This window comes from Rhodopseudomonas palustris (assembly GCF_003591005.1).
Taxonomy (GTDB): Bacteria; Pseudomonadota; Alphaproteobacteria; order Rhizobiales; family Xanthobacteraceae; genus Rhodopseudomonas; species Rhodopseudomonas palustris_K.
In genome coordinates this window covers 1-26,522 of sequence record NZ_QYYD01000032.1, presented here as the reverse complement: position 1 = coordinate 26,522, position 26,522 = coordinate 1, and the positions used below count along the sequence as shown (strand labels likewise).

Genomic DNA, 26,522 nt, shown 5'->3' with positions numbered 1-26,522 from the left:
GAAAAAACTTACGTCGCGATCTTGCGATGCAACATACGTGATCTTGCGTATCGGTACAGCGTAAAAATTCGCCGATCGTTTGCCCCGGCTGCACACGCGTCCAAACAACACGAAGGGGTAGTTCATGGCAGACGACAAACAGCAGGGCCTTCACTCGCCGTTCCGGCGCAAGCTTCTGATGGGAATGGCCGCGATTCCGGCGATCACGATGTTGCCGCGCGCGTCTTTCGCCCAGGCGCCGGCGACCTTGGCGGTCAACACTACCGGCCTTGCCGTGACCGACACCGAAGTCACCGTCGGCATTCTGCATTCGGCGACCGGCACGATGGCGATCTCCGAGACGGGCTCGATCCAGGCCGAAAAGCTGGCGATCGAACAGATCAACGCCGCCGGCGGCGTACTCGGCCGCAAGATCAAGTTCATTCAGGAAGACGGCGCCTCGGACTGGCCGACCTTCGCCGAGAAGGCCAAGAAGCTGCTGGTCAACGACAAGGTCGCGGCCATCATGGGCTGCTGGACCTCCGCGTCGCGCAAGGCGGTGCTGCCGGTGGTCGAGCAGTACAACGGCATGCTGTACTACCCGACCTTCTATGAAGGCCTCGAGCAGTCCAAGAACGTGATCTACACCGGCCAAGAAGCGACCCAGCAGATCCTGGCTGGCCTCAACTGGATCGCCAAGGAAAAGAACGCCAAGAGCTTCTTCTTCATCGGCTCCGACTACATCTGGCCGCGCACCTCGAACAAGATCGCCCGCAAGCACGTCGAGAACGTCCTCAAGGGCAAGGTGGTCGGCGAAGAATACTATCCGCTCGGCAACACCCAGTTCAACTCGGTCATCAACAAGATCAAGCTGACCAAGCCGGACGTGATCTTCACCGACGTCGTCGGCGGCTCCAACGTGGCGTTCTACAAGCAGCTCAAGGCGGCCGGCATCGACCTGTCGAAGCAGGCGCTGTTGACGATCTCGGTCACCGAGGACGAAATCGACGGCATCGGCGGCGAGAACATCGCGGGCGCCTACGCGTGCATGAAGTACTTCCAGTCGCTCAAGAACGAGAACAACGAGAAGTTCGTCGCCGCGTTCAAGAAGATGTGGGGTGAGAAGACGGTGATCGGAGACGTCACCCAGGCTGCCTATCTCGGCCCGTGGCTGTGGAAATTGACGGTCGAGAAGGCCGGCTCGTTCGACGTCGACAAGATCGCCGCGGCCTCGCCGGACGTCGAGTTCAAGGGCGCGCCGGAAGGTTACGTCCGGATCCACCCGAACCACCATCTGTGGTCGAAAACCCGCGTCGGACGCGCCAAGCTCGATGGCCAGTTCGAGGTGATCTACGAAACCGCCGACCTGGTCGAGCCCGATCCGTTCCCGAAGGGCTACCAGTAAGCGGCGCGCCGGCGCTGGCCACGCACTCCGATCGTCATCGCCGGGCTTGACCCGGCGATCCATCCTCTTCGCAAGGAGATGGATGCGCGGGTCAAGCCCGCGCATGACGGCGGCGAGTGTGGCGCGCGCCAGTAGTCTCACCGCGTCCGGGTCATTTCAACTCAGCAGGGGCAGCCTCCATGTTCGGCGACTATTCGATTGGTGATCTCGGCTCGATCTTCGTCATGCAGGGATTCGCGGGCCTGATCCTGTTCTCGGTCTACGTGCTGATGGCGCTCGGCCTCGCGATCATCTTCGGCCAGATGGGCGTCATCAACATGGCCCACGGCGAGTTCATGATCCTGGGCGCCTACGTCACCTGGATGACGTCGAACTTCTTCCAGAGTTTTCTGCCGTCGCTGTTCAGCGGCTACTTCTTCGTCGCCATGATCCTGGCGTTCTTCGCGTCCGGTGCGCTGGGAATGCTGGTCGAATGGGCGCTGATACGGCACCTCTATAAACGACCGCTCGACACGCTGCTCGCGACCTGGGGGCTCAGCCTGATCCTGCAGCAGGCTTATCGGTCGATCTTCGGCCCGCGCGAGGTCGGCGTCGAGCTGCCGCAATGGATGCTCGGTTCGCTCAAGGTCACCGACAGCATCGAAGTGCCGATCAACGGCGTGTTCGTGATGGGCCTCACCGTGCTGATTACGATCAGCGTCGCCTATGTGATGTACAAGTCGCGCTGGGGCCGCCAGGTCCGCGCCGTGGTGCAGAACCGCATCATGGCCGGCGCCGTCGGCATCAATACCGAGAAGGTCGACCGCTACACCTTCGGCCTCGGCTGCGGCATCGCCGGCATCGCCGGCTCGGCCTTCACGATGATCGGCTCGACCGGGCCGACCTCCGGGCAGCTCTACATCGTCGACACCTTCCTGGTCGTGGTGTTCGGCGGCGCCGCCAGCCTGATCGGCACCATCGCCTCGGCCTTCAGCATTTCGCAGACCCAGTCGACGCTCGAATTCTTCATGTCGGGATCGATGGCGAAGGTGCTGACGCTGCTCGCAGTCGTCGCGATCCTGATGTTGCGCCCGCAGGGTCTGTTCGCCCTCAAAGTCCGCAAGTAAGCAGAGGCTCACGCTCATGAACGACAACGCGCGCTTCGTTAACCGCAAAGAGCTGATGGGCATTCTGGTTCTGGCGGCGCTGCTGGTGGTGATCCTGCCGCTCTGCCTCGACGTGTTCCGGCTCAATCTGGTCGCCAAATATCTCACCTACGCCTTCGTGGCGCTCGGCCTGGTGATCTGCTGGGGCTATGGCGGCATTCTCAGCCTCGGCCAGGGCGTGTTCTTCGGCCTCGGCGGCTATTGCATGGCGATGTTCCTCAAGCTCGAAGCCTCGAGCGTGGAGAACACCAAGATCCAGTCCACCCCGGGCATTCCGGACTTCATGGACTGGAATCAGATCACCGCGCTGCCGTTCTTCTGGCAGCCGTTCCACAGCCTCACCTTCACGATCTTCGCGATCGTCGCGGTGCCGGCGCTGTTCGCCTTCATCATCGGCGCCGCGATGTTCAAGCGCCGCGTCGGCGGCACCTACTTCGCCATCATCACCCAGGCGGTCGCCGCGATCCTGACCATCCTGATCGTCGGCCAGCAGGGCTACACCGGCGGCATCAACGGCATGACCGACCTGCGCACGCTCAAGGGCTGGGACATCCGGCCCGACCACGCCAAGATCGTGTTGTACTTCTTCGAAGTGGCGCTGCTGTTCGGCTGCATCTTCATCGCCCAGTTCATCCGCCGCTCCAAGCTCGGCCGCATCCTGGTGGCGATGCGCGAGAAGGAGGACCGCGTCCGGTTCTCGGGCTACAGCGTCGCCAACTTCAAGATCTTCGCGTTCTGCGTCGCCGCGGTGTTCGCCGCGATCGGCGGCGCGATGTTCGCCCTCAACGTCGGCTTCATGTCGCCGTCCTTCGTCGGCATCGTGCCGTCGATCGAAATGGTGATCTACACCGCGGTCGGCGGCCGGCTGTCGATTCTCGGCGCCGTGTACGGCACGCTCTTGGTCAACTTCGCCAAGACCAGCCTGTCGGAATCCTTCCCCGAATTATGGCTGTTCGGTCTCGGCGGTCTGTTCATCGCGGTGGTGCTGGCATTCCCCAACGGCCTCGCGGGGATCTGGGCCGACTACGTGCAGCCGCGCATCGACCGGCTGTTCGCCTCGCGCAAATCCGGCACTGACTCCACCAATGGCAAGTCGTTCGGCCCCGTCGCCGACGGCGCCCCGGCCGAATAGGAGAGACCCATGCTGATCGGTCATCAACCCAAGGACTTCCTGCTCTCGGTGGAGGGGCTGACGGTGTCGTTCGACGGCTTCAAGGCGGTCAACGATCTGTCGTTCTACGTCGAGGAAAACGAGATCCGCGTCATCATCGGCCCCAACGGCGCCGGCAAGACCACGGTGCTGGATCTGATCTGCGGCAAGACCAAAGCGACGTCGGGTGCGATTCATTTCCGCGACAAGGATCTCACCAAGATGAAGGAGAACCAGATCGTCCAGGCCGGCGTCGGCCGCAAGTTTCAGAACCCGTCGATCTACGACGATCTGACGGTGTTCGAGAATCTGGAGATCTCCTATCCGCGCGGCCGCACCGTGTTCGGCGCGCTAACCTTCACCCGCGACGCCGTGGTGCGCGACCGCGTCCACGAAGTCGCCGAGATGATCTTCCTGAAGGACAAGCTCAACATGAGCGCCGAGCTGCTCAGCCACGGCCAGAAGCAGTGGCTGGAGATCGGCATGCTGCTGATCCAGGATCCGGAGCTCTTGATGCTCGACGAGCCGGTCGCCGGCATGAGCGTGTCGGAGCGCGTCAAGACCGCCGAGCTGCTGCATACCATCATCAAGGACCGCTCGGTGCTGGTGATCGAGCACGACATGAAATTCGTCGAAGACATCGCCCACAAAGTCACCGTGCTGCACCAGGGCCAGATCCTGTCCGAAGGCACCATGGATGCTGTGAAGAACGATCCCAAGGTCATCGAAGTGTATCTGGGGCATTGAGCATGATGGCTTCCGCCCCGATCGCAGCTTCACCTCTCCCCGCGCGCGGGGAGAGGTCGACGCGCGCTAGCGCGGCGGGTGAGGGGGCGCCTCACCACGGCCGAGCCTCTCCGACTCGCGGAGGCGCCCCCTCACCCTCCCTCTCCCCGCAAGCGGGGAGAGGGAGCTCACCGTCACGGCTAGAGGAGATCCCGATGCTCGCGATCAATGATCTGCACGTTGCCTACGGCCAGAGCGAGGTGTTGCACGGGCTCAACATCAATGTCGCGCCGAACGAGATCGTTGCGATCATGGGTCGCAACGGCATGGGCAAGACCACGCTGATGAAATCACTGATGGGCATCATCCCACAGCGCGCGGGGTCGATCAGCATGCAGGGCACCGAGCTCGGCGGGCTGAAGAGCTACGAGCGCGTCGCCAAGGGACTGGCTTACGTGCCACAGGGCCGCATGATCTTCTCGACCATGACGGTGAAGGAAAACATCGAGACCGGCCTCGTCGTCTCCGGCGAAAAGGATGTGCCGGGCGATCTGTACGAGCTGTTTCCGGTGCTGCTGGAAATGAAGAACCGCCGCGGCGGCAACCTGTCCGGCGGTCAGCAGCAGCAGCTGGCGATTGCGCGCGCGCTCGCCACCAAGCCGAAGGTGCTGCTGCTCGATGAGCCGACCGAAGGCATTCAGCCGTCAATCATCAAGGACATGGCTCGGACGCTGAAGCAGATCCGCGACACCAAGGGGCTGTCGATCATCGTCTCCGAGCAGGTCCTGAGCTTCGCGCTCGACGTCGCCGACCGCGTGCTGGTGATCGAGAACGGCGAAATCGTCCGCGACGATCCGCGCGCCAGCGTCGATGAGGCGCAGGTCGCCAAATATCTGTCCGTCTGAAGTCCAACCAAGTCCACTGGTCCACAAGGGGAGTTATCGATGCCAGAGACACTGATCAAGGTCGACCTCACGCAGTCCGCTTACGACAACGAGATGGTCCACAACCGCTGGCATCCGGACATTCCGATGGCCGCGTGGGTCAACCCGGGCGATGACTTCATCGTCGAGACCTATGACTGGACCGGCGGCTTCATCAAGAACAACGACAGTGCCGACGACGTCCGCGACATCGACCTGTCGATCGTGCACTTCCTGTCCGGCCCGATCGGCGTCAAGGGCGCGGAGCCGGGCGATCTCCTCGTCGTCGACCTGCTCGACGTCGGCCCGATGAAGGAGAGCCTGTGGGGCTTCAACGGCTTCTTCTCCAAGCAGAACGGCGGCGGCTTCCTCACCGATCACTTCCCGCTGGCGCAGAAGTCGATCTGGGACTTCAAGGGCATGTACACCTCGTCGCGCCACATCCCGGGCGTCAACTTCGCCGGCCTGATCCATCCCGGCCTGATCGGCTGTCTGCCCGATCCCAAGCTGCTGTCGACCTGGAACGAGCGTGAGACCGCGCTGATCGCGACCAATCCGACCCGCGTGCCCGGCCTTGCCAACCCGCCGTTCGGCCCGACCGCCCACATGGGCAAGCTGACCGGCGACGACAAGGCCAAGGCTGCGGCCGAAGGCGCCCGCACCGTGCCGCCGCGCGAGCACGGCGGCAATTGCGACATCAAGGATCTGTCCCGCGGCTCGAAGATCTACTTCCCGGTCTATGTGCCGGGCGGCGGTCTTTCGATGGGCGACCTGCACTTCAGCCAGGGCGACGGCGAGATCACCTTCTGCGGCGCCATCGAGATGGCCGGCTGGCTGCACATCAAGGTCGACATCATCAAGGACGGCGTGTCGAAATACGGCATCAAGAACCCGATCTTCAAGCCGTCGCCGGTGACGCCGAACTACAAGGACTACCTGATCTTCGAGGGCATCTCGGTCGACGAGCAGGGCCAGCAGCACTATCTCGACGTCACCGTGGCGTATCGCCAGGCGTGCCTGAATGCGATCGAGTATCTGAAGAAGTTCGGCTACTCCGGCGCCCAGGCCTATTCGATCCTCGGCACCGCGCCGGTGCAGGGCCACATCTCCGGCGTCGTCGACGTCCCCAACGCCTGCGCCACGCTGTGGCTGCCGACCGAGATCTTCGACTTCGACATGATGCCGAGCTCGGCCGGCCCGGTGAAACACATCAAGGGCGACATCCAGATGCCGATCTCGCAGGATAAGTAACAGCGTTCGAGTCCGAGTAACCACCTCTCCCCGTCATTGCGAGGAGCACCCGGATCGACGCTTCGCGTCGTCCGAGTACAGGCTCCGCGACGAAGCAATCCAGAGGCTCAGTGCACCGCGCTGGATTGCTTCGCTTCGCTCGCAATGACGTTGATAGGTGGTTCGCTTGGGCTCTCATCCTTCCCTGCGCGACGGGGAGCGGGACGGCGCGTATCTGCTGCCCCGCTCCCATCGCGCGGAACGACAGATCGTCAGCGCAAGGGAAAACGACGATGCCAGTCTATGAATATATGTGCGACGCCTGCGGGCCGTTCACCGATCTGCGGCCGATGTCGGAATACGAAGAGCCGCAGCCGTGCCCGGTGTGTGAGACGTCGTCGCCGCGCGTCATCCTCACCGCGCCGAACTTCTCCTGCATGCCGGCGGCGCAGCGCAGCGCGCACGCCACCAACGAGAAGAGCCGCAACGCGCCGATGAGCGTCGGAGAATACAAAGCCAAGCACGCCCCCGGCTGCGGCTGCTGCTCCGGCCTGAAGAAGCCGGCGCGGCTGCAGACCCGCACCAAGAGCGGCGCCAAGGGCTTTCCGACCGCGCGGCCGTGGATGATCAGCCACTGACGGTTCCCCATCGTCATTGCGAGCGAAGCGAAGCAATCCAGGCCCCGTGCTCAGCGCTGGATTGCTTCGTCGCTGCGCTCCTCGCAATGACGGGGAGAGGTTGGCGGATCAACTACGCCGCCAGCACCGCCGCGACGCCGAGCAGAAACCCGATCTCGAACATCTGCTCGATCGCGCCGAGCACGTCGCCGGTGTAGCCACCGAGCAGGCGTTTGGCCCAGCCGGTCATCAGTGCGGTCAGCGCTGCGCCGCAGCCGAGGCCCGCGATCAGCGCCAGCGGCGACACCAGCAGCAGCGGCAGCGACGCCAGCGCGACGGTGATCAGCACCAGCACCAATTCGTCCTTGCGCATCGGCTCGTCGGCATACGCGACTTTCATGCCGCTGATCGCGCCGGCGTAGCTCAGCCTGCGCTGGACAAAGCCGGGCGTCGCCCGCGCGGCGGCATGGCAGGCGACAAGAGCGGCCAGCCCGGCCCATAGCGGCAGCTGCGCCAGCGCAGTCGCGCGCAGCGCAACGTCGAGCCCGAGCGCCAGGCCGCCATAGGTGCCGAGCCGCGAGTCCTTCATGATCTCCAGCCGCCGCTCGACCGACCAGCCGCCGCCGAAGCTGTCGAAGGTGTCGGCGAGGCCGTCTTCGTGCAGCGCGCCTGTCAGCATCACCGAGGCCGTGATCGCCAGGAGCGCGGCGAGACCCGGGCCGAACAGCGAATCGCCAAGCACCAGCACCGTCGCCGAGATCAAGCCGATGCCGACACCCACGATCGGGAAGAACGTCATAGCGCGGGTCAACCAGTCCGACTCTGGAGCGCGCTCGGAATTCGGCACCGGCAGGATGGTGAGGAAGCGGATGGCGTCGAGCAACTGCGCGACGGTCGGCGAGCGGCGAGGCAGGGGATCGGCGGACATGATGGTCCTTTACGGGGGGTGATCTAACTGCGCGCGCTCGCCGGCAGCGTCAACCACGACCTTGGCCGCGAGCCTCGTACGAGATGGTGGCTTTGCGCTAGGACAAGCGGCCGGCCCGCGGGCGATGTGACACTTCTTCGCCGAGAACGGCGCCTCCCTTAGTGATGTATGAAATATCACATATCAGATTCCAAAATTGATCATTGATACAAAAGCGTGGTTTGGGGTATTCCAGGGCTTGCCGTCGGCAGACGCAACTGCCGCGGGGTGGCGCGCTTTTGCTTGCTGGGCGTTCGGCGGGCGGCGGAGCCGTGATGGACGTTCGAGGTCGAACCCGATGCGGATAGGGCGCGATCGCTCATGATGACGCAGCAGCTGCATCATCGGCAAAGGCGGGCCGCACGCCGGCAGCGCGGAGGCGGATCGTGACCGCGGTGACGCTGCAGCTCGGCTGCATCGCCGCGCTGCTGGGCATTACGGCCGCGGCGGTTGTGCTGAGCCGCGCGCCGCGGCTTGCGACGGCGATCGTCTACGCCGCCACGCTCCTCGTCTGCGCGATCGCCACGGCGAGCGCCGCTCGTTGGCTGTTGCTGCACGGCGACGCGGCCGCCGAGCGGGTGCTGCCGATCGGATTGCCGTGGCTCGGCTCGCATTGGCGGCTCGATGCGCTGGCGGCGTTTTTCCTGATCGTGGTCAATCTCGGCGGCGCGCTGGCGAGCCTTTACGCGCTCGGCTATGGCCGGCACGAACATGCGCCGCAGCGCGTGCTGCCGTTCTACCCCGCCTTCATCGCCGGCATGAACGCCGTGGTGCTGGCCGCCGACGCATTCTCCTATCTGCTGTCGTGGGAGTTCATGTCGCTGGCGTCGTGGGCGCTGGTGATGGCGCATCACCGCGTCGCCGCCAACCGCCGCGCCGGCTACGTGTATCTGTTGATGGCCAGCTTCGGCACGCTGATGCTGCTGCTCGCCTTCGGCCTGCTCGCCGGCACGACGGGCACTTATGACTTCGCGGCGATCCGCATCGCGCCGCATGCGCCGTGGCTCGCCACGCTGGTGCTGCTCTTGATGCTGCTGGGCGCCGGCTCCAAGGCCGGCCTGGTGCCGCTGCACGTCTGGCTGCCGCTAGCGCATCCGGCGGCGCCGAGCCACGTCTCGGCGCTGATGAGCGGCGTGATGACCAAGGTGGCGATCTACGGCTTCATCCGTGTGGTGTTCGATCTGCTCGGCCAGCCGGACTGGTCGACTTCCGGCGTGGTGCTGGCATTCGGCGGTGTCACCGCGGCGGTCGGCATTTTGTATGCGCTGATGGAAAGCGACCTGAAGCGGCTGCTGGCTTACTCGACCATCGAGAATATCGGCGTGGTGTTCGTCGCGCTCGGCCTGGCGCTGGCGTTCCAGGCCAATGACGAGAAGCTGCCGGCGGCGCTGGCCTTCACGGCGGCGCTGTTTCACGTCTTCAATCACTCGCTGTTCAAGAGCCTGCTGTTCTTCGGCGCTGGCGCGGTGCTGAGCGCCACCGGCGAGCGCGACATGGACCGGCTCGGCGGCCTGATCCATCGCATGCCGGTGACCAGCGTCGTTTTCCTGATCGGCTCGATCGCGATCTCGGCGCTGCCGCCGTTCAACGGCTTCGTCTCCGAATGGCTGATCTTCCAGGCGGTGCTGCAAAGCCCGCAGCTGCCGCAATGGGGGCTGAAAATTCTGGTGCCCGCGGTCGGCGCGCTGATGGCGCTCGCTGCGGCGCTGGCGGCGGCGTGTTTCGTCAAGGCCTACGGCGTCAGCTTCCTCGGTCGCCCGCGTGGCGACGCGCCGATGCGCGCCAAGGAGGTGGACCGCTTTTCGCTGGCTGCGATGAGCATCCTCGCCGCGCTGTGCCTCGGCGCCGGCGTGTTGCCGGGTTTCGTGATGGATGCGCTGGCGCCGATCGCCGCCGACATTCTCGGCGGTCGTCTTCCGCCGCAGACGCCGCTGGCGTGGTTGTCGATCGTGCCGATCAGCGAAAGCCGCGGCTCTTACAATGGTGGGTTGGTGGCGGTGTTCATCATCGTCTCGGCGTCGCTGGCGTTCGTCGCGATCCGGCTGTTCGCCACCGGCGCGGTGCGGCGTGGCCCGGCCTGGGGCTGCGGCTTCACCGATCCGGCGCCGCTGGCGCAATACTCCGCCGCCGGCTTCGCGCAGCCGATCCGCCGCGTGTTCGGCACCTTGCTGTTTCGCGCCCGCGACCGTGTGACGATGCCGCCACCCGGCGACGTCGCGCCGGCGCGGCTCAGGATCGAACTGCACGATCAGGTGTGGGAACGGATCTACGCGCCGCTGGCGAATGGCATTGTCGGCGCCGCCGTGCGGCTCAACCGTCTGCAGCTTCTCACCATCCGGGGTTATCTCAGCCTGGTGTTCGCCACTCTCGTCACGCTGCTGCTGGTGCTGGCGATATGGACGTGATCACCGCCATCGCCGTGCAGGGCGTGCAGATGCTGCTGGTGTTTTGGCTGGCGCCGCTGCTCACCGGCTTCATCCGCAGGATCAAGGCGCGGCTGCAGCGCCGCCGCGGCCCGTCGCTGCTGCAGCCCTACCGCGACCTCGCGCGGCTGCTGCGCAAGGATGTCGTGCTGGCCGACAATGCCTCGTGGCTGTTTCGCGCCGTGCCCTATGTCACCTTCGCGGCGATCTGGGTCGCGGCCGCGCTGGTGCCGACCTTTGCCACCGGACTGCTGTTCAACTGGGCCGCCGACCTGATCGTCATCGTCGCGCTGCTCGGCACCGCGCGGTTCTTCCTGGCGCTCGCCGGCATGGATGTCGGCACTTCGTTCGGCGGCATCGGCTCTTCGCGCGAGGTGATGATCGCGGCGCTGGCCGAGCCGGCGATGCTGATGATCGTGTTCTGCGTCGCGCTGGTCGCCGGCTCGACGCATCTATCGACCGTCGCCGACTACATCGCCTCGACCGCGGTCGGCCTGCGCGTCTCGCTCGGCCTCGCCATGATCGCGCTGGTGATGGTGGCGCTGGCCGAGAACGCCCGCATCCCGATCGACAATCCCTCGACCCATCTCGAGCTCACCATGGTGCACGAGGCGATGATCCTGGAATATTCCGGCCGCCATCTGGCGCTGATCGAGTTCGGCGCACAGCTCAAGCTGCTACTCTACATCTCGCTGATCGTCTGCCTGTTCTATCCCTGGGGCATCGGCGTGTTCGGCGGCGGCCCGGCCGCCTATGTGGCCGGCGCGGCGCTGTATCTGGTCAAGATCACCACCGCAGGCTTCCTGCTCGCATTGTTCGAGACCGCCACCGCCAAGATGCGAGTGTTCCGCGTGCCGCAATTCCTCGGCGCCGCGCTGATGCTCGGCCTGCTCGGCACGCTTCTGCTGTTCGTGTCGAAGGGGCTGTGACGATGCACGGACTGGCTTTCGATATCTCGCATTCGCTGGCCGGCGGCCTGGTGCTGGTGTCGTTCATGATGCTGTATCAGGACCGGCTGACCTCACTGCTCAACGTGTTCGCTCTGCATGCGCTGATGCTGTCGGCGGCGGTGGCGTGGCAGGCGCTGATCCAGAACGCGCCGCATCTCTACGTCACCGCGGCGATCGCGCTGTTGTTCAAGGCGATCATCATTCCGGTGGCGCTGCGCCGCATCGTCTACAAGCTCGGCATTCACCGCGACATCGAGACTGTGGTCGGGATCGGTCCGACCATGCTGGCCGGCATGGGGCTCGTCGCACTGTCGCTGGCCTTGATGCTGCGCGTCACCGCCGACGCCGACGCGCTGGCGCGCGAGGACCTCGCCTTCGCGCTGTCGGTCGTGCTGCTCGGGCTGTTGTTCATGGTGACGCGGCGCAACGCCGTCAGTCAGGTGGTCGGCTTCATGTCGCTGGAGAACGGCCTGATCCTCGCCGCCGCCGGCGCCAAGGGCATGCCGCTGGTGGTGGAGATCAGCGTCGCGTTCTCGGTGCTGATCGCCTTCATCGTCATCGGCATCGTGCTGTTCCGGATCCGCGAGCGCTTCGACTCGGTGGACGTGTCCCAGCTCGACGTCTCGCGTGGAGAGCGGACATGACGCTTGCGGGGCTCGACCCGGTGGCCGGCGTGCTGCTGATCCCGGTGATCGCGGCGGGGCTGCTCGCTTTGCTGCCGGGCTACAAGCTCACCGCGCGTCTCAATGTGCTGGCGAGCCTCGGCAGCTTTCTTTGTGCGGCCTCGCTTCTGGTGCTGCCGCGCCCCGCACCCGGCGCCTACATCCTGGTGGACGATCTCAACATCGTGTTCATCGTGCTGAACACCTTCGTGGGCTTCACCACCAGTCTGTTCAGCGCCAGCTACATCGCCCACGAGCTCGAGACCGGCAAGCTGACGCCGGCCTATCTGAGGTTCTATCACGCGATGTATCAGACCATGATGTTCGGCATGAACCTGGCGTTCGTGTCGAATAACATCGGGCTGATGTGGGTGGCGGTCGAACTGGCGACGCTGACCACGGTGCTGATGGTCGGCATCTATCGCACGCCGGCGGCGCTCGAAGCGGCGTGGAAATATTTTATCCTCGGCAGCGTCGGCATCGCGCTGGCGCTGTTCGGCACCATCCTGATCTACATGGCGGCGCGGCCGGTGATCGGCGAGGGCCAGGAGGGGATGATCTGGACCGTGCTGGTGTCGCGCGCCTCCGGCTTCGATGCCGCGCTCTTGAACGTCGCCTTCGTGTTCCTGTTCCTCGGCTACGGCACCAAGGTCGGCCTCGCGCCGCTGCACGCCTGGCTGCCGGACGCGCATGCCGAAGGCCCGACGCCGATCTCGGCGGTGCTGTCCGGCCTTTTGCTCAACGTCGCGCTGTACGCGCTGCTGCGATTCAAAATGCTGCTCGCCGCCAACGGTGATGCGATGCCGCCCGGCGTGCTGATGATCGTGATGGGATTGGCGTCGCTGCTGTTCGCCGCCTTCATGCTGTATCGCCGCCGCGACATCAAACGGCTGTTCGCGTATTCGTCGATCGAACACATGGGCATCATCGTGTTCGCGTTCGGCATGGGCGGCCCGCTGGCGAATTTCGCCGGGCTGCTGCACATGGTGATGCACAGCCTGACCAAGTCGGCGATCTTTTATGCGGTCGGACAGATCACGCAAGTGAAGGGCACGCAGTCGCTGGCGAAGATCCGCGGCGTCACCGAGACGCATCCGGTGCTCGGCTGGGGCCTCGTCGCCGGCGTCGTGGCGATCGCCGGGCTGCCGCCGCTCGGCATCTTCATGAGCGAGTTTCTGCTGGTGACCTCGACCTTCGCGCGCTCGCCGTGGCTCGCTTTGCTGCTGGTGTTCGGCCTGCTGGTCGCGTTCGGCGCACTGACGCTGCGGCTTACCGGCATCGCCTTCGGCGCGCCGCGCGGCAGCCGCGCGCCGGCGCAGGCGAGCTATCTGCCGATGTTCGCGCATCTGGCGCTGGTGCTGATCGCAGGCGTGTATCTGCCGGCGCCGGTGGTGGCGTGGTTTCAGCACGTTGCCAAATTGCTGGGGTAGGGGGATCGCATGCCGTCGCTGATCGATCTCAACCTCGAAGGCCAGCCGGTGGCGCGGCATCGGCCGTGGTCGCGCACGGTCATCGACCGCGTGACCTGGAGTTTTGCCGCGCGGATGCTCGGCGACGGACATTGGAATTTGCTGTCGCTGTGGGGTGAGCCTTCGGCCGTGCATATGGCGCTGTTCGACCCGCGCACCGCCGAGATCGGCGTGATCAGCCTCGATTGCCCGCAGCGCAGCTTTCCGTCGGTCGCCGCCAGGCATCTGCCGGCGCTACGGCTGGAGCGCACCATCACCGATCTATACGGTCTGCAGCCCGAAGGCGCGATCGACGACCGACCGTGGCTCGATCACGGCCGCTGGGAGCTGCATGCGCCGCTCGGCGAAGCGGCCGCCGCATCGCCGCAGCCGCCCTATCCATTTCTCCCCGTCGAAGGCGCCGGCACCCATCAGGTCGCTGTCGGCCCTGTGCACGCCGGGATCATCGAGCCCGGCCATTTCCGCTTCACCGTCTCGGGCGAAACCGTGGTGCGGCTGGAGCAGCGCTTCGGCTACGTCCACAAGGGCATCGACGGCTTGATGAGCGGCGCCGACCTGCCGCGCGCCGCGCACCTCGCCGGCCGCGTCTCCGGCGACTCGACGGTGGCCTATGCGCTGGCCTTCGCGCGCGCGGTCGAAATCGCCATCGATGCCGAGGTGCCGGCCCGCGCGGTTTGGCTTCGTGCGCTGTGTGCCGAACTCGAGCGCCTCGCCAATCATCTCGGCGACATCGGCGCGATCTGCAATGACGCGGCGTTTGCAATCATGCTGGCGCAGTTCGGCGTGCTGCGCGAAAACGTGCTGCGCGCTGCCGACACCGCATTCGGCCATCGCCTGATGCGGGACGTCGTGATGCCCGGCGGCGTCGCGCGCGATCTCGACGACGCCGGCATCGCGGCGATCCACGCAGCGCTTGCTGGCGTCCGAAAGCAGTGGCCAAAGCTGATCGCGCTCTATGAAGACACCGCCTCGCTGCAGGACCGCACTGTGGCGACCGGCATCGTCAAGCCCGCCCTCGTCGATCAGTACGCTGCCGGCGGCTTCGTCGGCCGCGCGTCCGGCCGTGTCTTCGACGCACGGCGCACGCTGAGCTACGCGCCGTATGATGAGTTGTCGTTCGACGTTCCGGTGCTCAGCGAAGGCGATGTCGACGCCCGCGTCCGCATCCGCATCGCCGAAGTCGAGCAAAGCCTGTCGCTGATCGACCAGATCCTGGTTCGCATCCCTGGCGGCGCGATCCATCGGCCGCTGACACTGCCGCACCAGGCTCGCGAAGGCATGGCGCTGGTCGAAGGGTTTCGCGGCGACATTCTGGCGTGGCTGCGCATCGCGAACGGCCGCATCGAGCGCTGTCACTTCCGCGATCCATCGTGGTTTCAGTGGCCGCTGCTCGAAGCTGCGATCGAGGGCAATATCATCGCCGACTTCCCACTCTGTAATAAATCGTTCAACTGCTCCTACTCGGGCGTGGATCTGTAGCGATGCGCAAGCTGCTGCTCGAAAGCCTGTTCGCTCTGCCGCTGACCGAAGCCGCGCCGGCGCGTGACGATGTCGCCGCAGCTGAACTCGCCGCACTGCTCGGCAATCGTGCACAGCGGAGGCTCGGCCGCAGCCTGTCGATCCGCGAGGTCGATGCCGGCTCGTGCAACGGCTGTGAGTTGGAGATTCACGCGCTGAACAACGCGTATTACGACATCGAGCGCTTCGGCCTGCGCTTCGTCGCCTCGCCGCGCCACGCCGACGTGCTGCTGGTCACCGGGCCGGTGACCCACAACATGCGCGACGCGCTGAAGCTGACTTATGACGCGACACCCGGCCCGAAATGGGTGGTCGCCTGCGGTGACTGCGCGCGCGACGGCGGCTGCTTCGCGGGGAGTTATGCGGTCGCGGGCGGCGTGTCGTCGGTACTGCCGGTCGACCTGCACATCCCCGGCTGCCCACCGAAGCCGCTGCAGATCTTGCGCGGGCTGCTGGCTCTTATTGATAGTGTCGCGGAGCGAAAGACGACACGTTGAGAGTTGCTTAGCGACAGTCTTTCGGTAGCGAGCCAGCGTCGCCGGCGAGTCAAACCTCTCGTTCGTCATTCCGGGCTCGCGCTGCGCGCGCCCCGGAATGACGAACTTGGGGCTTGTGCCAAGTGCCGCTTGCTCAACGTAGCTTCTGCTACTCCTCACCGCGCCGCGCCGAAGCGCAGGGCTTGCGACCAGCCGCCGCACGCGTGGCTTGATCCCGCTCAATGCTGGGGTGGTAGGATGCGGCCTAGCCTGACGTGTTGATGGTGACACAGTGTCTGGAGACGATGCGGCTCGATCTAAACAGCGACTACACGATCGTCCTGACCGCTTTGCGTCTTTGGCTCAAATCGGCTCTGGTGGTGTGTGCGCTGATGATGATTGCTGTCGGCGCTGCGTCGTCGGCATCTGCTGCGTCCGATGCCCGGCATCAGCAGCTCGAATTCGTCAAGACACCGCCGTCGGTCCCGGCGCCGAGCCTCAGCGACGAACCTGAAGTCACCACCACCGACAGCGGCCAGGCGCTCACGCCAAGCTCGAGCCGCAGCATGGCCTGCGATCAGTCGACCCGCGTGCGGCTGCCGCTCGACGAGCGGACGCTCGATCGCAGCGAGCCTCCCCAGCTTCGCCCGCCAATCTGCGTGTAGCACCCGCCGGATTGCGTCCGCGTTCCTGACCGACGCTCTGCTCGCCGTCTCGTGACGGTGCGAGGCCTTGCGCCTCGTGGATGCGCCGTCTCCCGCTGCTGCGATCACCGGCTTCTCCCGATCCTCCTGTGCGTCGCAAGCCCGCCGTTGCGGGTCCCGCGGACGCATACCGAACCTGCCGCCATCACGTCGCGCAGGGCCATCTTCACCTCCGACATCCCGGACACACGCATGACCATGCCGATGGAAGCCACGATCAAGGGCCCGAACGATCAGGCCTCGGAGGAGATGTGGCACGCGATCGATGCCGACCGGGTGCTGGCGGGGCTCGAGACCAGCCGCGGCGGCCTGAGCAGTGAGGAAGCCGCGAAACGTCTCGCCAGCGTCGGCTCGAATGCTCTGCCGGATCCGCCGCGCCGCTCGGCGCTGCTGCGCTTCCTGGCCCAGTTCAACAATACGCTGATCTACTTCCTGCTCGCCGCCGCGGTTGCGGCCGCGTTCCTCGGTCATCGCATCGACGCCGCGGTGATCGTCGCGGTGGTGACCATCAACGCCATCGTCGGCTACGTCCAGGAGGACAAGGCCGAGAAGGCTTTGGCGGCGATCAAGAAGATGATCTCGCCGCGCGCCCACGCTTGGCGCGATGGCCACCGCGCGGCGATCCCAGCCGCCGAACTCGTGCCTGGCGACGTAGTGATGATCGAGGCCGGCGACCGTGTCCCGGCCGACCTGCGGCTGACCCGCGCCCGCGGCCTGTTGATCGATGAGGCGATGCTCACCGGCGAGTCGGTGGCGTCCGAAAAGCACGATCAGCCCGCCGCGCCGCAGGCGCCACTCGGCGACCGACGGTGCATGGCGTTCTCCGGCACGCTGGTTTCGGCCGGGCAAGGCTTTGGCGTCGTGGTCGCAACCGGACAGAGAACCGAAATCGGCCGCATCTCGACGCTGATCCAGGGCGTCGAGCATCTCACCACGCCGCTGCTCGGCCAGATCAACCGGTTCGGCCAGCGCTTCACCTGGGTGGCGATCTCCGCCGCGGCGCTGATCTTTGCCTTCGCCGTGCTGGTGCGCGGCTATGAATGGACCGAGGCGCTGATTGCGGTGGTGGCGCTCGCGGTCGGCGTCGTGCCGGAAGGCTTGCCGGCGGTCATCACCATCACGCTGGCGATCGGCGTGCAGCGGATGGCGCGGCGCAACGCCATCATCCGCAGCCTGCCGGCGGTCGAGACGCTCGGCGCCACCTCGGTGATCTGCTCGGACAAGACCGGAACGCTGACCCGCAACGAGATGACGGCGCGGCGCATCGTCACCGCCGAGCATACGATTATGGTCACCGGCTCCGGCTACGCCGCGAACGGCGAACTCACGGTCGACGGCGACGCTGTGCCGGAGGCGGTGGCGTCGGCGATGCAGCTGATCCGCTGCGGCCTGCTCTGCAACGACGCGCAACTGCGCGAGGCGAACGGGCACACGATCGTCGACGGCGATCCGATGGAAGGCGCGCTGGTGGCGTTGGCGCTCAAGGCCGGGCTCGATCCAGCGCTGGAGCGCGCGGCTTGGAAGCGGTCGGACGAGATCCCGTTCGACGCGCAGCATCGCTTCATGGCGACGCGGCATGCCGCTGCGTCCGGGCAGGTGATCTTCGTCAAGGGCGCGCCGGAGCGGCTGCTGACGATGTGCGCGTCGCAGGTCGGCCGCGACGGTCTGGTGCCGCTCGACTCCGCGTTCTGGACCGAGCGGATCGCCCGCGCCGCCGCCGAAGGCGAGCGCGTGCTCGGCTTCGCGGTGCGCTCGCCGGCGCGCACCTCGGATCAGCTCGGCTTCGCCGATCTCGACGAGGGCCTGGCGTTTATTGGATTGATCGGCTTCATCGATCCGCCGCGCGACGAGGTGATCCAGGCGATCGCCGAATGCCGCTCGGCCGGCATCGTGGTCAAGATGATCACCGGCGATCACGCCGCCACCGCAGACGCGATCGCGCGCCAGCTCGCGCTCACCGAGAGCCCCGACGTCGTCACCGGTGCTGATCTCGACCGCACCCCCGAAGCGGCCTTCATCGGCATCGTCAGCCACACCGACGTGTTCGCGCGGACCAATCCCGAGCACAAGCTGCGCATCGTCCGTGCGCTGCAATCGACCGGCGCGGTGGTGGCGATGACCGGTGACGGCGTCAACGACGCGCCGGCGCTGAAGCAGGCCGACGTCGGCATCGCGATGGGCCACAAGGGCACCGAGACCGCCAAGGAAGCCTCCGAGGTGGTGCTGCTCGACGACAACTTCGTTTCGATCGTCGCCGCCGTGCAGGAAGGCCGCACCGTCTACGACAACATCCGCAAGGTGATCGCCTGGACGATCCCGACCAATGGCGGCGAGGCGCTCACCGTCATCATGGCGATCCTGATCGGCTTCACGATGCCGATGACGCCGGTCCAGATCCTGTGGATCAATCTGATCCTCACCGTGACGCTCGGCCTGGTGCTTGCGTTCGAGCCGCCGGAGCCCGGCGTCATGCAACGGCCGCCGCGGCCGGCGAACGCGCCGCTGCTGTCGCGCTTCCTGGTGTGGCGGATCGTCTTCGTATCAGCGCTGTTCACCGTCGGCGCGCTGGCGATCTTCTTCTACGCGCTTGGCAGCGGGCTGCCGATCGAGACGGCACGGACCATGGTGGTCAATGTGCTGGTGGTGTTCGAGATCTTCTATCTGTTCAACGTTCGCTATCTGCACACCTCGTCGTTCTCGCTGCGCGGTGCGCTCGGTACGCCGGCGGTGCTGGCGGCGCTGATCGTGGTAATCGCGGCGCAGCTCGCCTTCACCTACGCGCCGTTCATGCAGTCGCTGTTCGACACCAGGCCCCTGTCGGTGTTGGAGGGCGCGGCGATCATCGCGGCCGGCGTGGTGATGATGGCGGTGCTCGAACTGGAAAAATTCGTGATGCGACGCGTCGGCCTGCTGCGCCGGCTCGAGCCGTAACGCGTCGCGATTTCCCGACATCCGGAAATTAACAGGAGATACAGATGGACCAGATGGCATCCGAGATCATGCGGCCCGATCTGAAGATCGTGCTGGTCGCCACCGATTTCTCCGCCCGCTCGGATCGCGCGGTGCGCCGCGCCGCGGCGATCGCCCGCGAGGCCAGCGCGCGGCTGGTGCTGACCCATGTGGTCGACGACGATCAACCTGAGCGCCTCGTAGCCGCGGAGTGCGACCTCGCCGAGACGGCGCTGAGTGATGCGATCCGCGAGCACGCGTATTTGGCCGGCCTGTCTTGCAGCCCGCTGGTGGTGTGCGGCACGCCGTTCGCCGGGATCGTGCAGGCCGCCGAGCAGCAGGGCGCCGATCTCTGCGTGATCGGCAGTCACCGTCGTGCGTTTCTGAGAGACATCTTCGTCGGCACCACGGCCGAGCGGGTGATCCGCAACAGTCCGGTGCCGGTGCTGATGGCGAACATCGATCCGGCCTTGCGCTACGCCAACTGCCTCGCGCCGGTCGATCTGTCGGAATGCTCGCTGCAGGCGCTGAGGACCGGCCGGCGTCTTGGCGTGCTGACGAATATCCGCATGGTGATCCTGCACGTCTACGACGCAGCGGCCGTCGGCATGCTGAGCTACGCGGGCGTCGGCAAGGGCAATGTCGACGACTACCTGACCGACGCGCGTGTCGAGGCAGTGCGCGAGTTGACGCGCTTTCTGGGGCCGCTCGATCTCGACGACGTCGATTACTCCACCATGGTCCGCGAAGGCGTCGCGCAGGCCGCGATCGTTGACGTCGCGGCCGAATTGCGGCCGGATCTGGTTGTGATCGGTACCCACGGCAGGCGCGGCGCCGTCCGGCTTTTACTCGGCAGCGTCACCGAGGAGGTGCTGCGTCGGCTCAATCGCGACATTCTCATCGTGCCGGCGCGCGACGCCGCGTAGCGCGGTCGCATCCTCGTCGATATTTCGCATTGCAGCGGCGGCGCCGAGCGTATCGGCGCCGCCGCTGTTTCGGTGGTCAGAGTCGCGCTGGTCGATCACGCGCGATCACATCGGTTCACCACCACGCCCGATGACAGCGGCGATTGCCTGGTTTGCGTGAATCAAGCGACGTCCGACCGGCACGGAGCGGGCGATTCAGAGGTCCGCCGCAATCCGGTTACCAATCTTACGACTTTACTAACACGGCCGATCACATTGCTGCATGCGGCTTAGCCAAATTTTAAGTCGGGCCACGTACGTTCGCTCGCACAGTATGTTGAGTGCTTGAGAGTTGTGAGTAAGCCATGACAGAGCCCCACCGCCCGCGGGTCAAATACGTCATCGGGCCCGATGGAAGTCCGTTAACGATTGCGGATTTGCCCGCCCCGGGGACGAAGCGCTGGGTGATCCGCCGCAAGGCCGAAGTGGTCGCCGCCGTTCGGGGTGGTCTCCTCTCCCTCGAAGAGGCCTGCAGCCGCTATACCCTCACCGTGGACGAATTCCTGTCCTGGCAATTCTCGATCGACCAACACGGTCTGGCGGGGCTGCGGACCACGCGAATCCAGCAATATCGGCAGTAACCCCGGTTACCCGGAGGTTAACGAATTCCTGAAAGCCGGCCCCATTTCGGGAAGCCGGCTTTCGGCATTCTTGAAGCAATTTCCGTCTCGTTAAGATTTATTAACCTTCTGGAAACCATCCCATAGGCAAAGTTTGCCTAGTCGGCTCGGTTGTGCCGAATCCAAGGGGCTGGTCTTGCAGAACGTGTTGGGTTTCCTGAAAGGCTTGGGCGCCGCCCGGCTGATGGCGATGATCGCCGTGACGGTGGCGCTGCTCGGCTTCTTTGCGTTCGTCATCATGCGGGTATCCCAGCCGCAGATGACCACCCTCTACACCGACCTCGGCAATGACGACGCATCCAGCATCATCAAGGAGCTGGAGCGCCAGGCGATTCCGTTCGAGATGCGCAACGAAGGCTCCACCCTGATGGTGCCGAAGGACAAGGTCACCCGGCTGCGGATGAAGCTGGCCGAAGGCGGCCTGCCCAAGGGCGGCGGCGTGGGGTACGAGATCTTCGACAAATCCGATGCGCTCGGCACCACCAGCTTCGTGCAGAACATCAATCATCTGCGCGCGCTGGAAGGCGAATTGTCGCGGACGATTCGCGCGATCGATCGCGTTCAGGCGGCACGCGTGCATCTTGTGCTGCCGGAGCGGCCGCTGTTCTCACGCGAGGCGCCGGAGCCGTCCGCCTCGATCGTGCTGCGGGTGCGCGGCGCGCTGGAGCCGCAGCAGGTCCGCGCCATTCGTCACCTCGCCGCCTCAGCCGTCAACGGCCTGAAGCCGCAGCGGGTGTCGATCGTCGACGAGGGCGGGCAGCTGCTCGCCGACGGCTCGGCGACCGCCAATGCGGCCGACAGTTCGGCCGGCGATGAGCGGCGCACTGCGTTCGAAAAGCGGATGCGCAATGAAGTCGAGGCGATTGTGTCGTCGGTCGTCGGCTCCGGCCGTGCCCGTGTTCAGGTCACCGCCGATTTCGATTACAACAAGATCACCCAGACGTCGGACAAGTTCGATCCGGAAGGCCGGGTGTTGCGCTCCAGCCAGACGCGCGAAGAGCAGTCGCAGACGCAGGCGAACGACGGACAGGTCACGGTCAATAATGAGCTGCCCGGCAATCCGGGGCAGGGCGCCGCCGCCGCTCCGCGCGACCAGAGCAAGAAGTCGGAAGAGACCAACAATTACGAGATCTCCCGCGTCACCAAGACCGAAGTCACGGAGGCCGGTCGCGTCAACCGGCTGTCGGTCGCCGTGCTGGTCGACGGCAGCTACGCCAAGAATGACAAAGGCGAGCTGGTCTATGCCGAGCGCCCGAAGGAGCAACTCGACCGCATCGCCGCTCTGGTGCGCTCGGCGATCGGCTTCGATCAAAAACGCGGCGATCAGGTCGAAGTCGTCAATCTGAAATTCGCCGAAGCTCCGCTGCTCGAGAAGCTCCCGGAGCCCGCTGGCCTGATGGGCATGTTTCAATTCACCAAGGACGACATCATGAACATGATCCAGCTCGGTGTGTTGTTCGTGCTCGGCCTGGTGGTGCTGTTCATGGTGATCCGCCCGCTGGTCAAGCGCGTGCTGGCGGCCGAGGCCGCGCCGGAAGCCGGCGTGCCGGCGCTCACCGACAATAGCCTGCCGCAGATCGGCAGCGACGGTCAGCCGGTGACGCCGCCCAGCATGATCGACATCGCCCAGGTCCAGGGCCAGGTCCACGCCCAATCGGTTCACCGGGTGGGTGAGCTGGCCGAACGCAATCCCAATGAAACCGCCGCCATTGTCCGTCAATGGCTGGCCGAGCCCGCCTGATCGCCATGGCCGAAACTCCCGCTCTCACCTCCGGCTCGGACGACATCGCCAATGTGGTCGCGACGCTTGCGCAGCGTCAGAGCGGCCGCGCCGCGACGGCGCCGCTCCCGGGCCCGAAGCGCGCGGCGATTCTGATGCTGGCGCTCGGCGAGCAATATGGCGGCAAGGTCTGGAGCCTGCTCGACGACGACGAAGTGCGCGAGCTGTCCGCCGTGATGTCGACGCTCGGCACCATCGAGCCGGAAGTCGTCGAGGATCTGCTGCTCGAATTCGTGTCGCGGATGTCCGCCTCCGGCGCGCTGATGGGCAATTACGACGCCACCGAGCGGCTGCTGCAGCGCTATCTGCCGGCCGACCGCGTCAGCGGCATCATGGAAGAGATCCGCGGCCCGGCCGGCCGCAACATGTGGGAGAAACTCTCCAACGTTCAGGAGGAGGTGCTCGCCAACTATCTGAAGAACGAATATCCGCAGACCACCGCGGTCGTGCTGTCCAAGCTCAAGCCCGAACACGCCGCCAAAGTGCTGGCGATCCTGCCCGACGACATGGCGCTCGACGTCATCAACCGCATGCTGCGGATGGAATCGGTGCAGAAGGAAGTGGTCGAGAGCCTCGAGCGGACGCTGCGCACCGAATTCATGTCCAACCTGTCGCAGACCCGCCGCCGCGACGCCCACGAGGTGATGGCGGAGATCTTCAACAATTTCGACCGGCAGACCGAGACCCGCTTCATCACCTCGCTGGAAGACGACAACCGCGAGGCGGCCGAACGCATCAAAGCTTTGATGTTCACCTTCGACGATCTGGTCAAGCTCGACGCCGGGTCGGCGCAGACGCTGATGCGCAACATCGATCGCGACAAGCTGGCGATCGCGCTGAAGAGCGCCAACGAGGAGGTGCGCGGCTTCTTCCTCGGCAACATGTCGTCGCGCGCCGGCAAGATGCTGCTCGACGACATGGCGGCGCTCGGTCCGGTGCGGCTACGCGACGTCGACGAGGCGCAGGCGCTGCTCGTCAACCTCGCCAAGGACCTCGCCGCCAAGGGCGAGATCGTGCTGACCAAGAATCGCGCCGATGACGAGCTGGTGTACTGATGGCGGCCGCGCAGAAATTCCTGTTCGACAACGATTTTGGCGCTCCCGACCGGGCGCGCGAGAAGGCCACAGCCGCCGCCGAATTGGCCCAGGCAGTCGCCGCCGCCGAGCAGCGTGGCTACCAGGTCGGCTTTGCCCAGGCGCAGCGCGAGATGCAGGCCGAGGCCGAGCGCCGCAGCGCGATGGCGCTGGAGCAGATCGGTCAGGCCCTGCAGGTGATTGCGGCCGGCATCGGCAATGTCGAAACCAGGATGGAAACCGAAGCGGTCGAAGTCGCGGTGGCGGTGGCGCGCAAGCTGTGCGCCGAGCTGGTCGCCGCCGAACCGCTGGCGGAGATCACCGCGCTGGTCGGCGAATGTTTTAGGCATCTGGTTTCGACGCCGCATCTGGTGGTCCGGATCAGCGATGGCTTGTACGAGGCTGCGCGTGAACGCATCGAACTGCTGGCCAAGCAGAGCGGCTTCGCCGGCCGCCTGGTGCTGCTGTCCGATCCGGAGATCGCCGGCGGTGACTGCAAGATCGAATGGGCCGACGGCGGCGTGGTGCTGGAGCGCGCCACGATCGAGGCGAAAATCAACGAGCTGGTCGGGCGCTACATGGCGTCGCGCAAGTAATCACGGATTCGAGGACTCACATGGGCGATAATGACGGCCTGCCGCTTCCCGACCTCAACGGCGCAGACGCGCCGCCGCTGGCGGATGTCGGCTACAACGAAGAGGAGCAGACCTCGCGCGTCGCCGCCGATCTCGAGGCGGTGTTCGACGTGCCGGTGCAGGTCTCGGCCGTGCTCGGCCGCTCCAAGATGGACGTCGGCGAATTGCTCAAGCTCGGCCCCGGCGCGGTGCTCGAGCTCGACCGCCGCGTCGGCGAGGCGATCGACATCTACGTCAACAATCGGTTGGTGGCGCGTGGCGAAGTGGTGCTGGTCGAGGACAAGCTCGGCGTCACCATGACGGAAATCATCAAGGCGGACAACTAATCGCGGCCGTTTGGCGGCACGGCGGACACGGCTTTACAGGAGCAAACCATGCGGCTTCTCATCGTTGGTACCCTCAAGGGCCAGCTCACCACCGCGACCAAGATCGCGATCGACAACGGTGCCTCGGTCACCCACGCCTCGGACCACGAGCAGGCCATGGCAGTGCTGCGCGGCGGCAAGGGCGCCGACCTGCTGCTGGTCGACGTCGCGCTCGACATCCGCGACCTGGTGATGCGGCTCGAGGCCGAGCACATCGCGGTGCCGATCGTCGCCTGCGGCATTGCCAGCGACGCGCGCGCCGCGGTGGCGGCGATCCACGCCGGCGCCAAAGAGTACATCCCGCTGCCGCCGGATCCGGAGCTGATCGCCGCGGTGCTCGCGGCGGTCGCCAACGACAGCCGCGAACTGGTGTATCGCGACGAGGCGATGGCCCGCGTCATCAAGCTGGCGCAGCAGATCGCTGGCTCCGAAGCTTCGGTGATGATCACCGGCGAGAGCGGCACCGGCAAGGAGGTGCTGGCGCGCTACGTCCACAGCCGCTCGCACCGTGCCAAGAAGCCGTTCATCAGCATCAACTGCGCGGCGATCCCCGAGCATCTCCTGGAGTCCGAATTGTTCGGCCACGAGAAGGGCGCCTTCACCGGCGCGGTGGCGCGGCGCATCGGCAAGTTCGAGGAAGCCACCGGCGGCACGCTGCTGCTCGACGAAATTTCCGAGATGGACGTGCGGCTGCAGTCCAAGCTGCTGCGCGCCATTCAGGAGCGAGTGATCGACCGCGTCGGCGGCAGCCGGCCGGTGCCGGTCGATATCCGCATCATCGCCACCTCCAACCGCAATCTGCAGGAGGCGGTACGAGCCGGCACCTTCCGCGAGGATCTGCTGTTCCGGCTCAACGTCGTTAACCTCAAGATTCCGCCGCTGCGCGAGCGCCCCGCCGACATTCTCGAACTGGCGCAGCACTTCGCCAAGAAATATGCCGACGCCAACGGCGTCCCGATGCGGCCCCTGTCGGTCGAAGCGCGCCGCGTGCTGACGACCAATCGTTGGCAGGGCAACGTTCGCGAGCTCGAGAACACCATCCATCGCGCAGTGCTGATGGCGTCCGGCGACGAGATCGGCCCGGAGGCGATCCTGTCGCCCGAAGGCGACCGGCTCGATGCGTCGAGGACGCCGGCCGCGGTGGCGCACGCCACGCTGGCGGCCGAGCAGGTCACCCGCGCGCTGGTCGGCCGCACCGTCGCCGACGTCGAGCGCGATCTTATTCTCGAAACGCTGAAACACTGCCTCGGCAACCGCACCCACGCCGCCAACATCCTCGGCATCTCGATCCGCACCCTGCGCAACAAGCTCAACGAATACGCCGACGGCGGCCTGCCCATCACTCCTGCCGGCGCCGGCGAACCGCGAGCGTTTGTGTCGATGGGGTAAAGTTCGCTCCGCCGAGCCGCCCCAATCGCGTCATTCCGGGGCGCGCGCACTTCGCGCGCGAACCGGAATCCCGCAACGTTCTGCAGCACCGGCCTTCGCCCCAACATCGAGATTCCGGGTTCGCGCAGCTTCGCCGCGCGCCCCGGAATGACGGTGCGTGGGGCTGAGCGGACTCGCGTCTGCTCTTTCGCGTAACCCCAACCGCTGTCATTCCGGGGCGCGGGGGGGGGGGGGGGGGGCGCCCCCCCCCCCCCCCCGGGGGGGGGGGGGGGGGGGGGGGGGCCTCCCCAGGCACTGCTTGCGCGTCGCCCTCACCCCGGCCCTCTCCCACAAGCGGGAGAGGGGGCGTGCTGTGCTTGGGGCGGAGCTGCGTTGCGAGAATTGACGCTGTTAGTTCAGCCC

General features: G+C 65.7%; 23 protein-coding genes. 22 read left to right on the top strand and 1 reads right to left on the bottom strand.

Features of this window, described 5'->3' with window-relative positions:
• The first annotated feature begins 124 nt into the window (after positions 1-124).
• The 7 genes from urtA (at position 125) to D4Q52_RS23080 (ending at position 7,196) form a co-directional block, all read left to right on the top strand.
• A complete protein-coding gene (gene urtA / locus D4Q52_RS23110) occupies positions 125-1,384 on the top strand; it encodes an urea ABC transporter substrate-binding protein (protein ID WP_119858930.1) in 1,260 nt (419 codons plus the stop codon).
• A 179-nt stretch (positions 1,385-1,563) separates the two neighbouring features.
• Complete coding sequence (gene urtB, locus D4Q52_RS23105) at positions 1,564-2,490, top strand: urea ABC transporter permease subunit UrtB (protein ID WP_119858929.1); 927 nt, start codon at positions 1,564-1,566, stop codon at positions 2,488-2,490.
• 16 nt (positions 2,491-2,506) lie between these two features.
• The gene (gene urtC / locus D4Q52_RS23100) at positions 2,507-3,661 is read left to right on the top strand and encodes an urea ABC transporter permease subunit UrtC (protein ID WP_119858928.1); all 1,155 of its coding nucleotides are present in this window, start codon (positions 2,507-2,509) and stop codon (positions 3,659-3,661) included.
• Between the two features lie 9 nt (positions 3,662-3,670).
• Complete coding sequence (gene urtD / locus D4Q52_RS23095; RefSeq protein WP_119858927.1) at positions 3,671-4,426, top strand: urea ABC transporter ATP-binding protein UrtD; 756 nt, start codon at positions 3,671-3,673, stop codon at positions 4,424-4,426.
• A gap of 194 nt (positions 4,427-4,620) precedes the next feature.
• Positions 4,621-5,310, top strand: coding sequence for an urea ABC transporter ATP-binding subunit UrtE (gene urtE / locus D4Q52_RS23090; protein ID WP_119858926.1), 690 nt, complete (start codon positions 4,621-4,623; stop codon positions 5,308-5,310).
• Between the two features lie 39 nt (positions 5,311-5,349).
• Positions 5,350-6,579, top strand: a complete 1,230-nt coding sequence (fmdA, locus tag D4Q52_RS23085; RefSeq protein WP_119858925.1) for a formamidase — start codon at positions 5,350-5,352, stop codon at positions 6,577-6,579.
• Between the two features lie 272 nt (positions 6,580-6,851).
• Positions 6,852-7,196, top strand: a complete 345-nt coding sequence (locus D4Q52_RS23080) for an FmdB family zinc ribbon protein (RefSeq protein ID WP_119858924.1) — start codon at positions 6,852-6,854, stop codon at positions 7,194-7,196.
• Between the two features lie 112 nt (positions 7,197-7,308).
• On the opposite strand, the gene cobS is transcribed toward D4Q52_RS23080, so the two are convergent.
• Positions 7,309-8,103, bottom strand: a complete 795-nt coding sequence (gene cobS / locus D4Q52_RS23075; RefSeq protein ID WP_119858923.1) for an adenosylcobinamide-GDP ribazoletransferase — start codon at positions 8,101-8,103, stop codon at positions 7,309-7,311.
• Between the two features lie 425 nt (positions 8,104-8,528).
• On the opposite strand from cobS, the gene hyfB reads away from it, so the two are divergent.
• The 15 genes from hyfB (at position 8,529) to D4Q52_RS23000 (ending at position 26,120) form a co-directional block, all read left to right on the top strand.
• Positions 8,529-10,547, top strand: coding sequence for a hydrogenase 4 subunit B (hyfB, locus tag D4Q52_RS23070; RefSeq protein WP_119858922.1), 2,019 nt, complete (start codon positions 8,529-8,531; stop codon positions 10,545-10,547).
• Positions 10,538-11,494, top strand: coding sequence for a respiratory chain complex I subunit 1 family protein (locus tag D4Q52_RS23065; RefSeq protein WP_119858921.1), 957 nt, complete (start codon positions 10,538-10,540; stop codon positions 11,492-11,494). Before hyfB ends, D4Q52_RS23065 begins: the two co-directional genes overlap by 10 nt.
• 2 nt (positions 11,495-11,496) lie before the next feature.
• The gene (locus D4Q52_RS23060; RefSeq protein WP_119858920.1) at positions 11,497-12,159 is read left to right on the top strand and encodes a hydrogenase-4 component E; all 663 of its coding nucleotides are present in this window, start codon (positions 11,497-11,499) and stop codon (positions 12,157-12,159) included.
• Positions 12,156-13,607, top strand: a complete 1,452-nt coding sequence (locus D4Q52_RS23055) for a hydrogenase 4 subunit F (RefSeq protein WP_119858919.1) — start codon at positions 12,156-12,158, stop codon at positions 13,605-13,607. Before D4Q52_RS23060 ends, D4Q52_RS23055 begins: the two co-directional genes overlap by 4 nt.
• A 9-nt stretch (positions 13,608-13,616) precedes the next feature.
• Positions 13,617-15,125 (top strand): hydrogenase expression protein HypE, encoded by a 1,509-nt coding sequence (locus D4Q52_RS23050; protein WP_119858918.1) that lies wholly within the window; start codon positions 13,617-13,619, stop codon positions 15,123-15,125.
• 2 nt (positions 15,126-15,127) lie between these two features.
• On the top strand, positions 15,128-15,661 hold the full coding sequence (locus tag D4Q52_RS23045; protein WP_119858917.1) for an NADH-quinone oxidoreductase subunit B family protein: 534 nt from the start codon (positions 15,128-15,130) through the stop codon (positions 15,659-15,661).
• Positions 15,662-15,921: 260 nt separating this feature from the next.
• Positions 15,922-16,305, top strand: coding sequence for a hypothetical protein (locus tag D4Q52_RS23040; RefSeq protein WP_234831301.1), 384 nt, complete (start codon positions 15,922-15,924; stop codon positions 16,303-16,305).
• Between the two features lie 231 nt (positions 16,306-16,536).
• On the top strand, positions 16,537-19,275 hold the full coding sequence (locus tag D4Q52_RS23035; RefSeq protein ID WP_119858915.1) for a cation-transporting P-type ATPase: 2,739 nt from the start codon (positions 16,537-16,539) through the stop codon (positions 19,273-19,275).
• A gap of 44 nt (positions 19,276-19,319) precedes the next feature.
• Complete coding sequence (locus D4Q52_RS23030) at positions 19,320-20,219, top strand: universal stress protein (protein WP_234831300.1); 900 nt, start codon at positions 19,320-19,322, stop codon at positions 20,217-20,219.
• A gap of 344 nt (positions 20,220-20,563) precedes the next feature.
• Positions 20,564-20,839 (top strand): DUF1153 domain-containing protein, encoded by a 276-nt coding sequence (locus D4Q52_RS23025; RefSeq protein ID WP_002714638.1) that lies wholly within the window; start codon positions 20,564-20,566, stop codon positions 20,837-20,839.
• A gap of 175 nt (positions 20,840-21,014) precedes the next feature.
• On the top strand, positions 21,015-22,619 hold the full coding sequence (fliF, locus tag D4Q52_RS23020) for a flagellar basal-body MS-ring/collar protein FliF (protein ID WP_119858914.1): 1,605 nt from the start codon (positions 21,015-21,017) through the stop codon (positions 22,617-22,619).
• Positions 22,620-22,624: 5 nt separating this feature from the next.
• On the top strand, positions 22,625-23,713 hold the full coding sequence (fliG, locus tag D4Q52_RS23015; protein WP_119858952.1) for a flagellar motor switch protein FliG: 1,089 nt from the start codon (positions 22,625-22,627) through the stop codon (positions 23,711-23,713).
• Positions 23,713-24,327 carry a FliH/SctL family protein gene (locus tag D4Q52_RS23010; protein ID WP_182915417.1) on the top strand — a complete coding sequence of 205 codons (615 nt, stop codon included), beginning with the start codon at positions 23,713-23,715 and terminating at the stop codon, positions 24,325-24,327. Before fliG ends, D4Q52_RS23010 begins: the two co-directional genes overlap by 1 nt.
• Before the next feature lie 20 nt (positions 24,328-24,347).
• Positions 24,348-24,692 (top strand): flagellar motor switch protein FliN, encoded by a 345-nt coding sequence (gene fliN / locus D4Q52_RS23005; protein WP_119858912.1) that lies wholly within the window; start codon positions 24,348-24,350, stop codon positions 24,690-24,692.
• Between the two features lie 48 nt (positions 24,693-24,740).
• The gene (locus tag D4Q52_RS23000; protein WP_119858911.1) at positions 24,741-26,120 is read left to right on the top strand and encodes a sigma-54 interaction domain-containing protein; all 1,380 of its coding nucleotides are present in this window, start codon (positions 24,741-24,743) and stop codon (positions 26,118-26,120) included.
• Positions 26,121-26,522 lie beyond the last annotated feature (402 nt).

Coding starts and splice junctions, on each gene's coding strand:
- urtC (WP_119858928.1), top strand. CDS start 2,507: ATGAACGACAACGCGCGCTTCGTTAACCGCAAAGAGCTGATGGGCATT.
- D4Q52_RS23000 (WP_119858911.1), top strand. CDS start 24,741: ATGCGGCTTCTCATCGTTGGTACCCTCAAGGGCCAGCTCACCACCGCG.
- urtE (WP_119858926.1), top strand. CDS start 4,621: ATGCTCGCGATCAATGATCTGCACGTTGCCTACGGCCAGAGCGAGGTG.
- D4Q52_RS23060 (WP_119858920.1), top strand. CDS start 11,497: ATGCACGGACTGGCTTTCGATATCTCGCATTCGCTGGCCGGCGGCCTG.
- D4Q52_RS23050 (WP_119858918.1), top strand. CDS start 13,617: ATGCCGTCGCTGATCGATCTCAACCTCGAAGGCCAGCCGGTGGCGCGG.
- D4Q52_RS23035 (WP_119858915.1), top strand. CDS start 16,537: ATGACCATGCCGATGGAAGCCACGATCAAGGGCCCGAACGATCAGGCC.
- D4Q52_RS23055 (WP_119858919.1), top strand. CDS start 12,156: ATGACGCTTGCGGGGCTCGACCCGGTGGCCGGCGTGCTGCTGATCCCG.
- D4Q52_RS23025 (WP_002714638.1), top strand. CDS start 20,564: ATGACAGAGCCCCACCGCCCGCGGGTCAAATACGTCATCGGGCCCGAT.
- D4Q52_RS23080 (WP_119858924.1), top strand. CDS start 6,852: ATGCCAGTCTATGAATATATGTGCGACGCCTGCGGGCCGTTCACCGAT.
- D4Q52_RS23065 (WP_119858921.1), top strand. CDS start 10,538: ATGGACGTGATCACCGCCATCGCCGTGCAGGGCGTGCAGATGCTGCTG.
- D4Q52_RS23030 (WP_234831300.1), top strand. CDS start 19,320: ATGGACCAGATGGCATCCGAGATCATGCGGCCCGATCTGAAGATCGTG.
- D4Q52_RS23045 (WP_119858917.1), top strand. CDS start 15,128: ATGCGCAAGCTGCTGCTCGAAAGCCTGTTCGCTCTGCCGCTGACCGAA.
- cobS (WP_119858923.1), bottom strand. CDS start 8,103: ATGTCCGCCGATCCCCTGCCTCGCCGCTCGCCGACCGTCGCGCAGTTG.
- urtA (WP_119858930.1), top strand. CDS start 125: ATGGCAGACGACAAACAGCAGGGCCTTCACTCGCCGTTCCGGCGCAAG.
- urtB (WP_119858929.1), top strand. CDS start 1,564: ATGTTCGGCGACTATTCGATTGGTGATCTCGGCTCGATCTTCGTCATG.
- fmdA (WP_119858925.1), top strand. CDS start 5,350: ATGCCAGAGACACTGATCAAGGTCGACCTCACGCAGTCCGCTTACGAC.
- urtD (WP_119858927.1), top strand. CDS start 3,671: ATGCTGATCGGTCATCAACCCAAGGACTTCCTGCTCTCGGTGGAGGGG.
- D4Q52_RS23010 (WP_182915417.1), top strand. CDS start 23,713: ATGGCGGCCGCGCAGAAATTCCTGTTCGACAACGATTTTGGCGCTCCC.
- fliN (WP_119858912.1), top strand. CDS start 24,348: ATGGGCGATAATGACGGCCTGCCGCTTCCCGACCTCAACGGCGCAGAC.
- fliG (WP_119858952.1), top strand. CDS start 22,625: ATGGCCGAAACTCCCGCTCTCACCTCCGGCTCGGACGACATCGCCAAT.
- D4Q52_RS23040 (WP_234831301.1), top strand. CDS start 15,922: ATGGTGACACAGTGTCTGGAGACGATGCGGCTCGATCTAAACAGCGAC.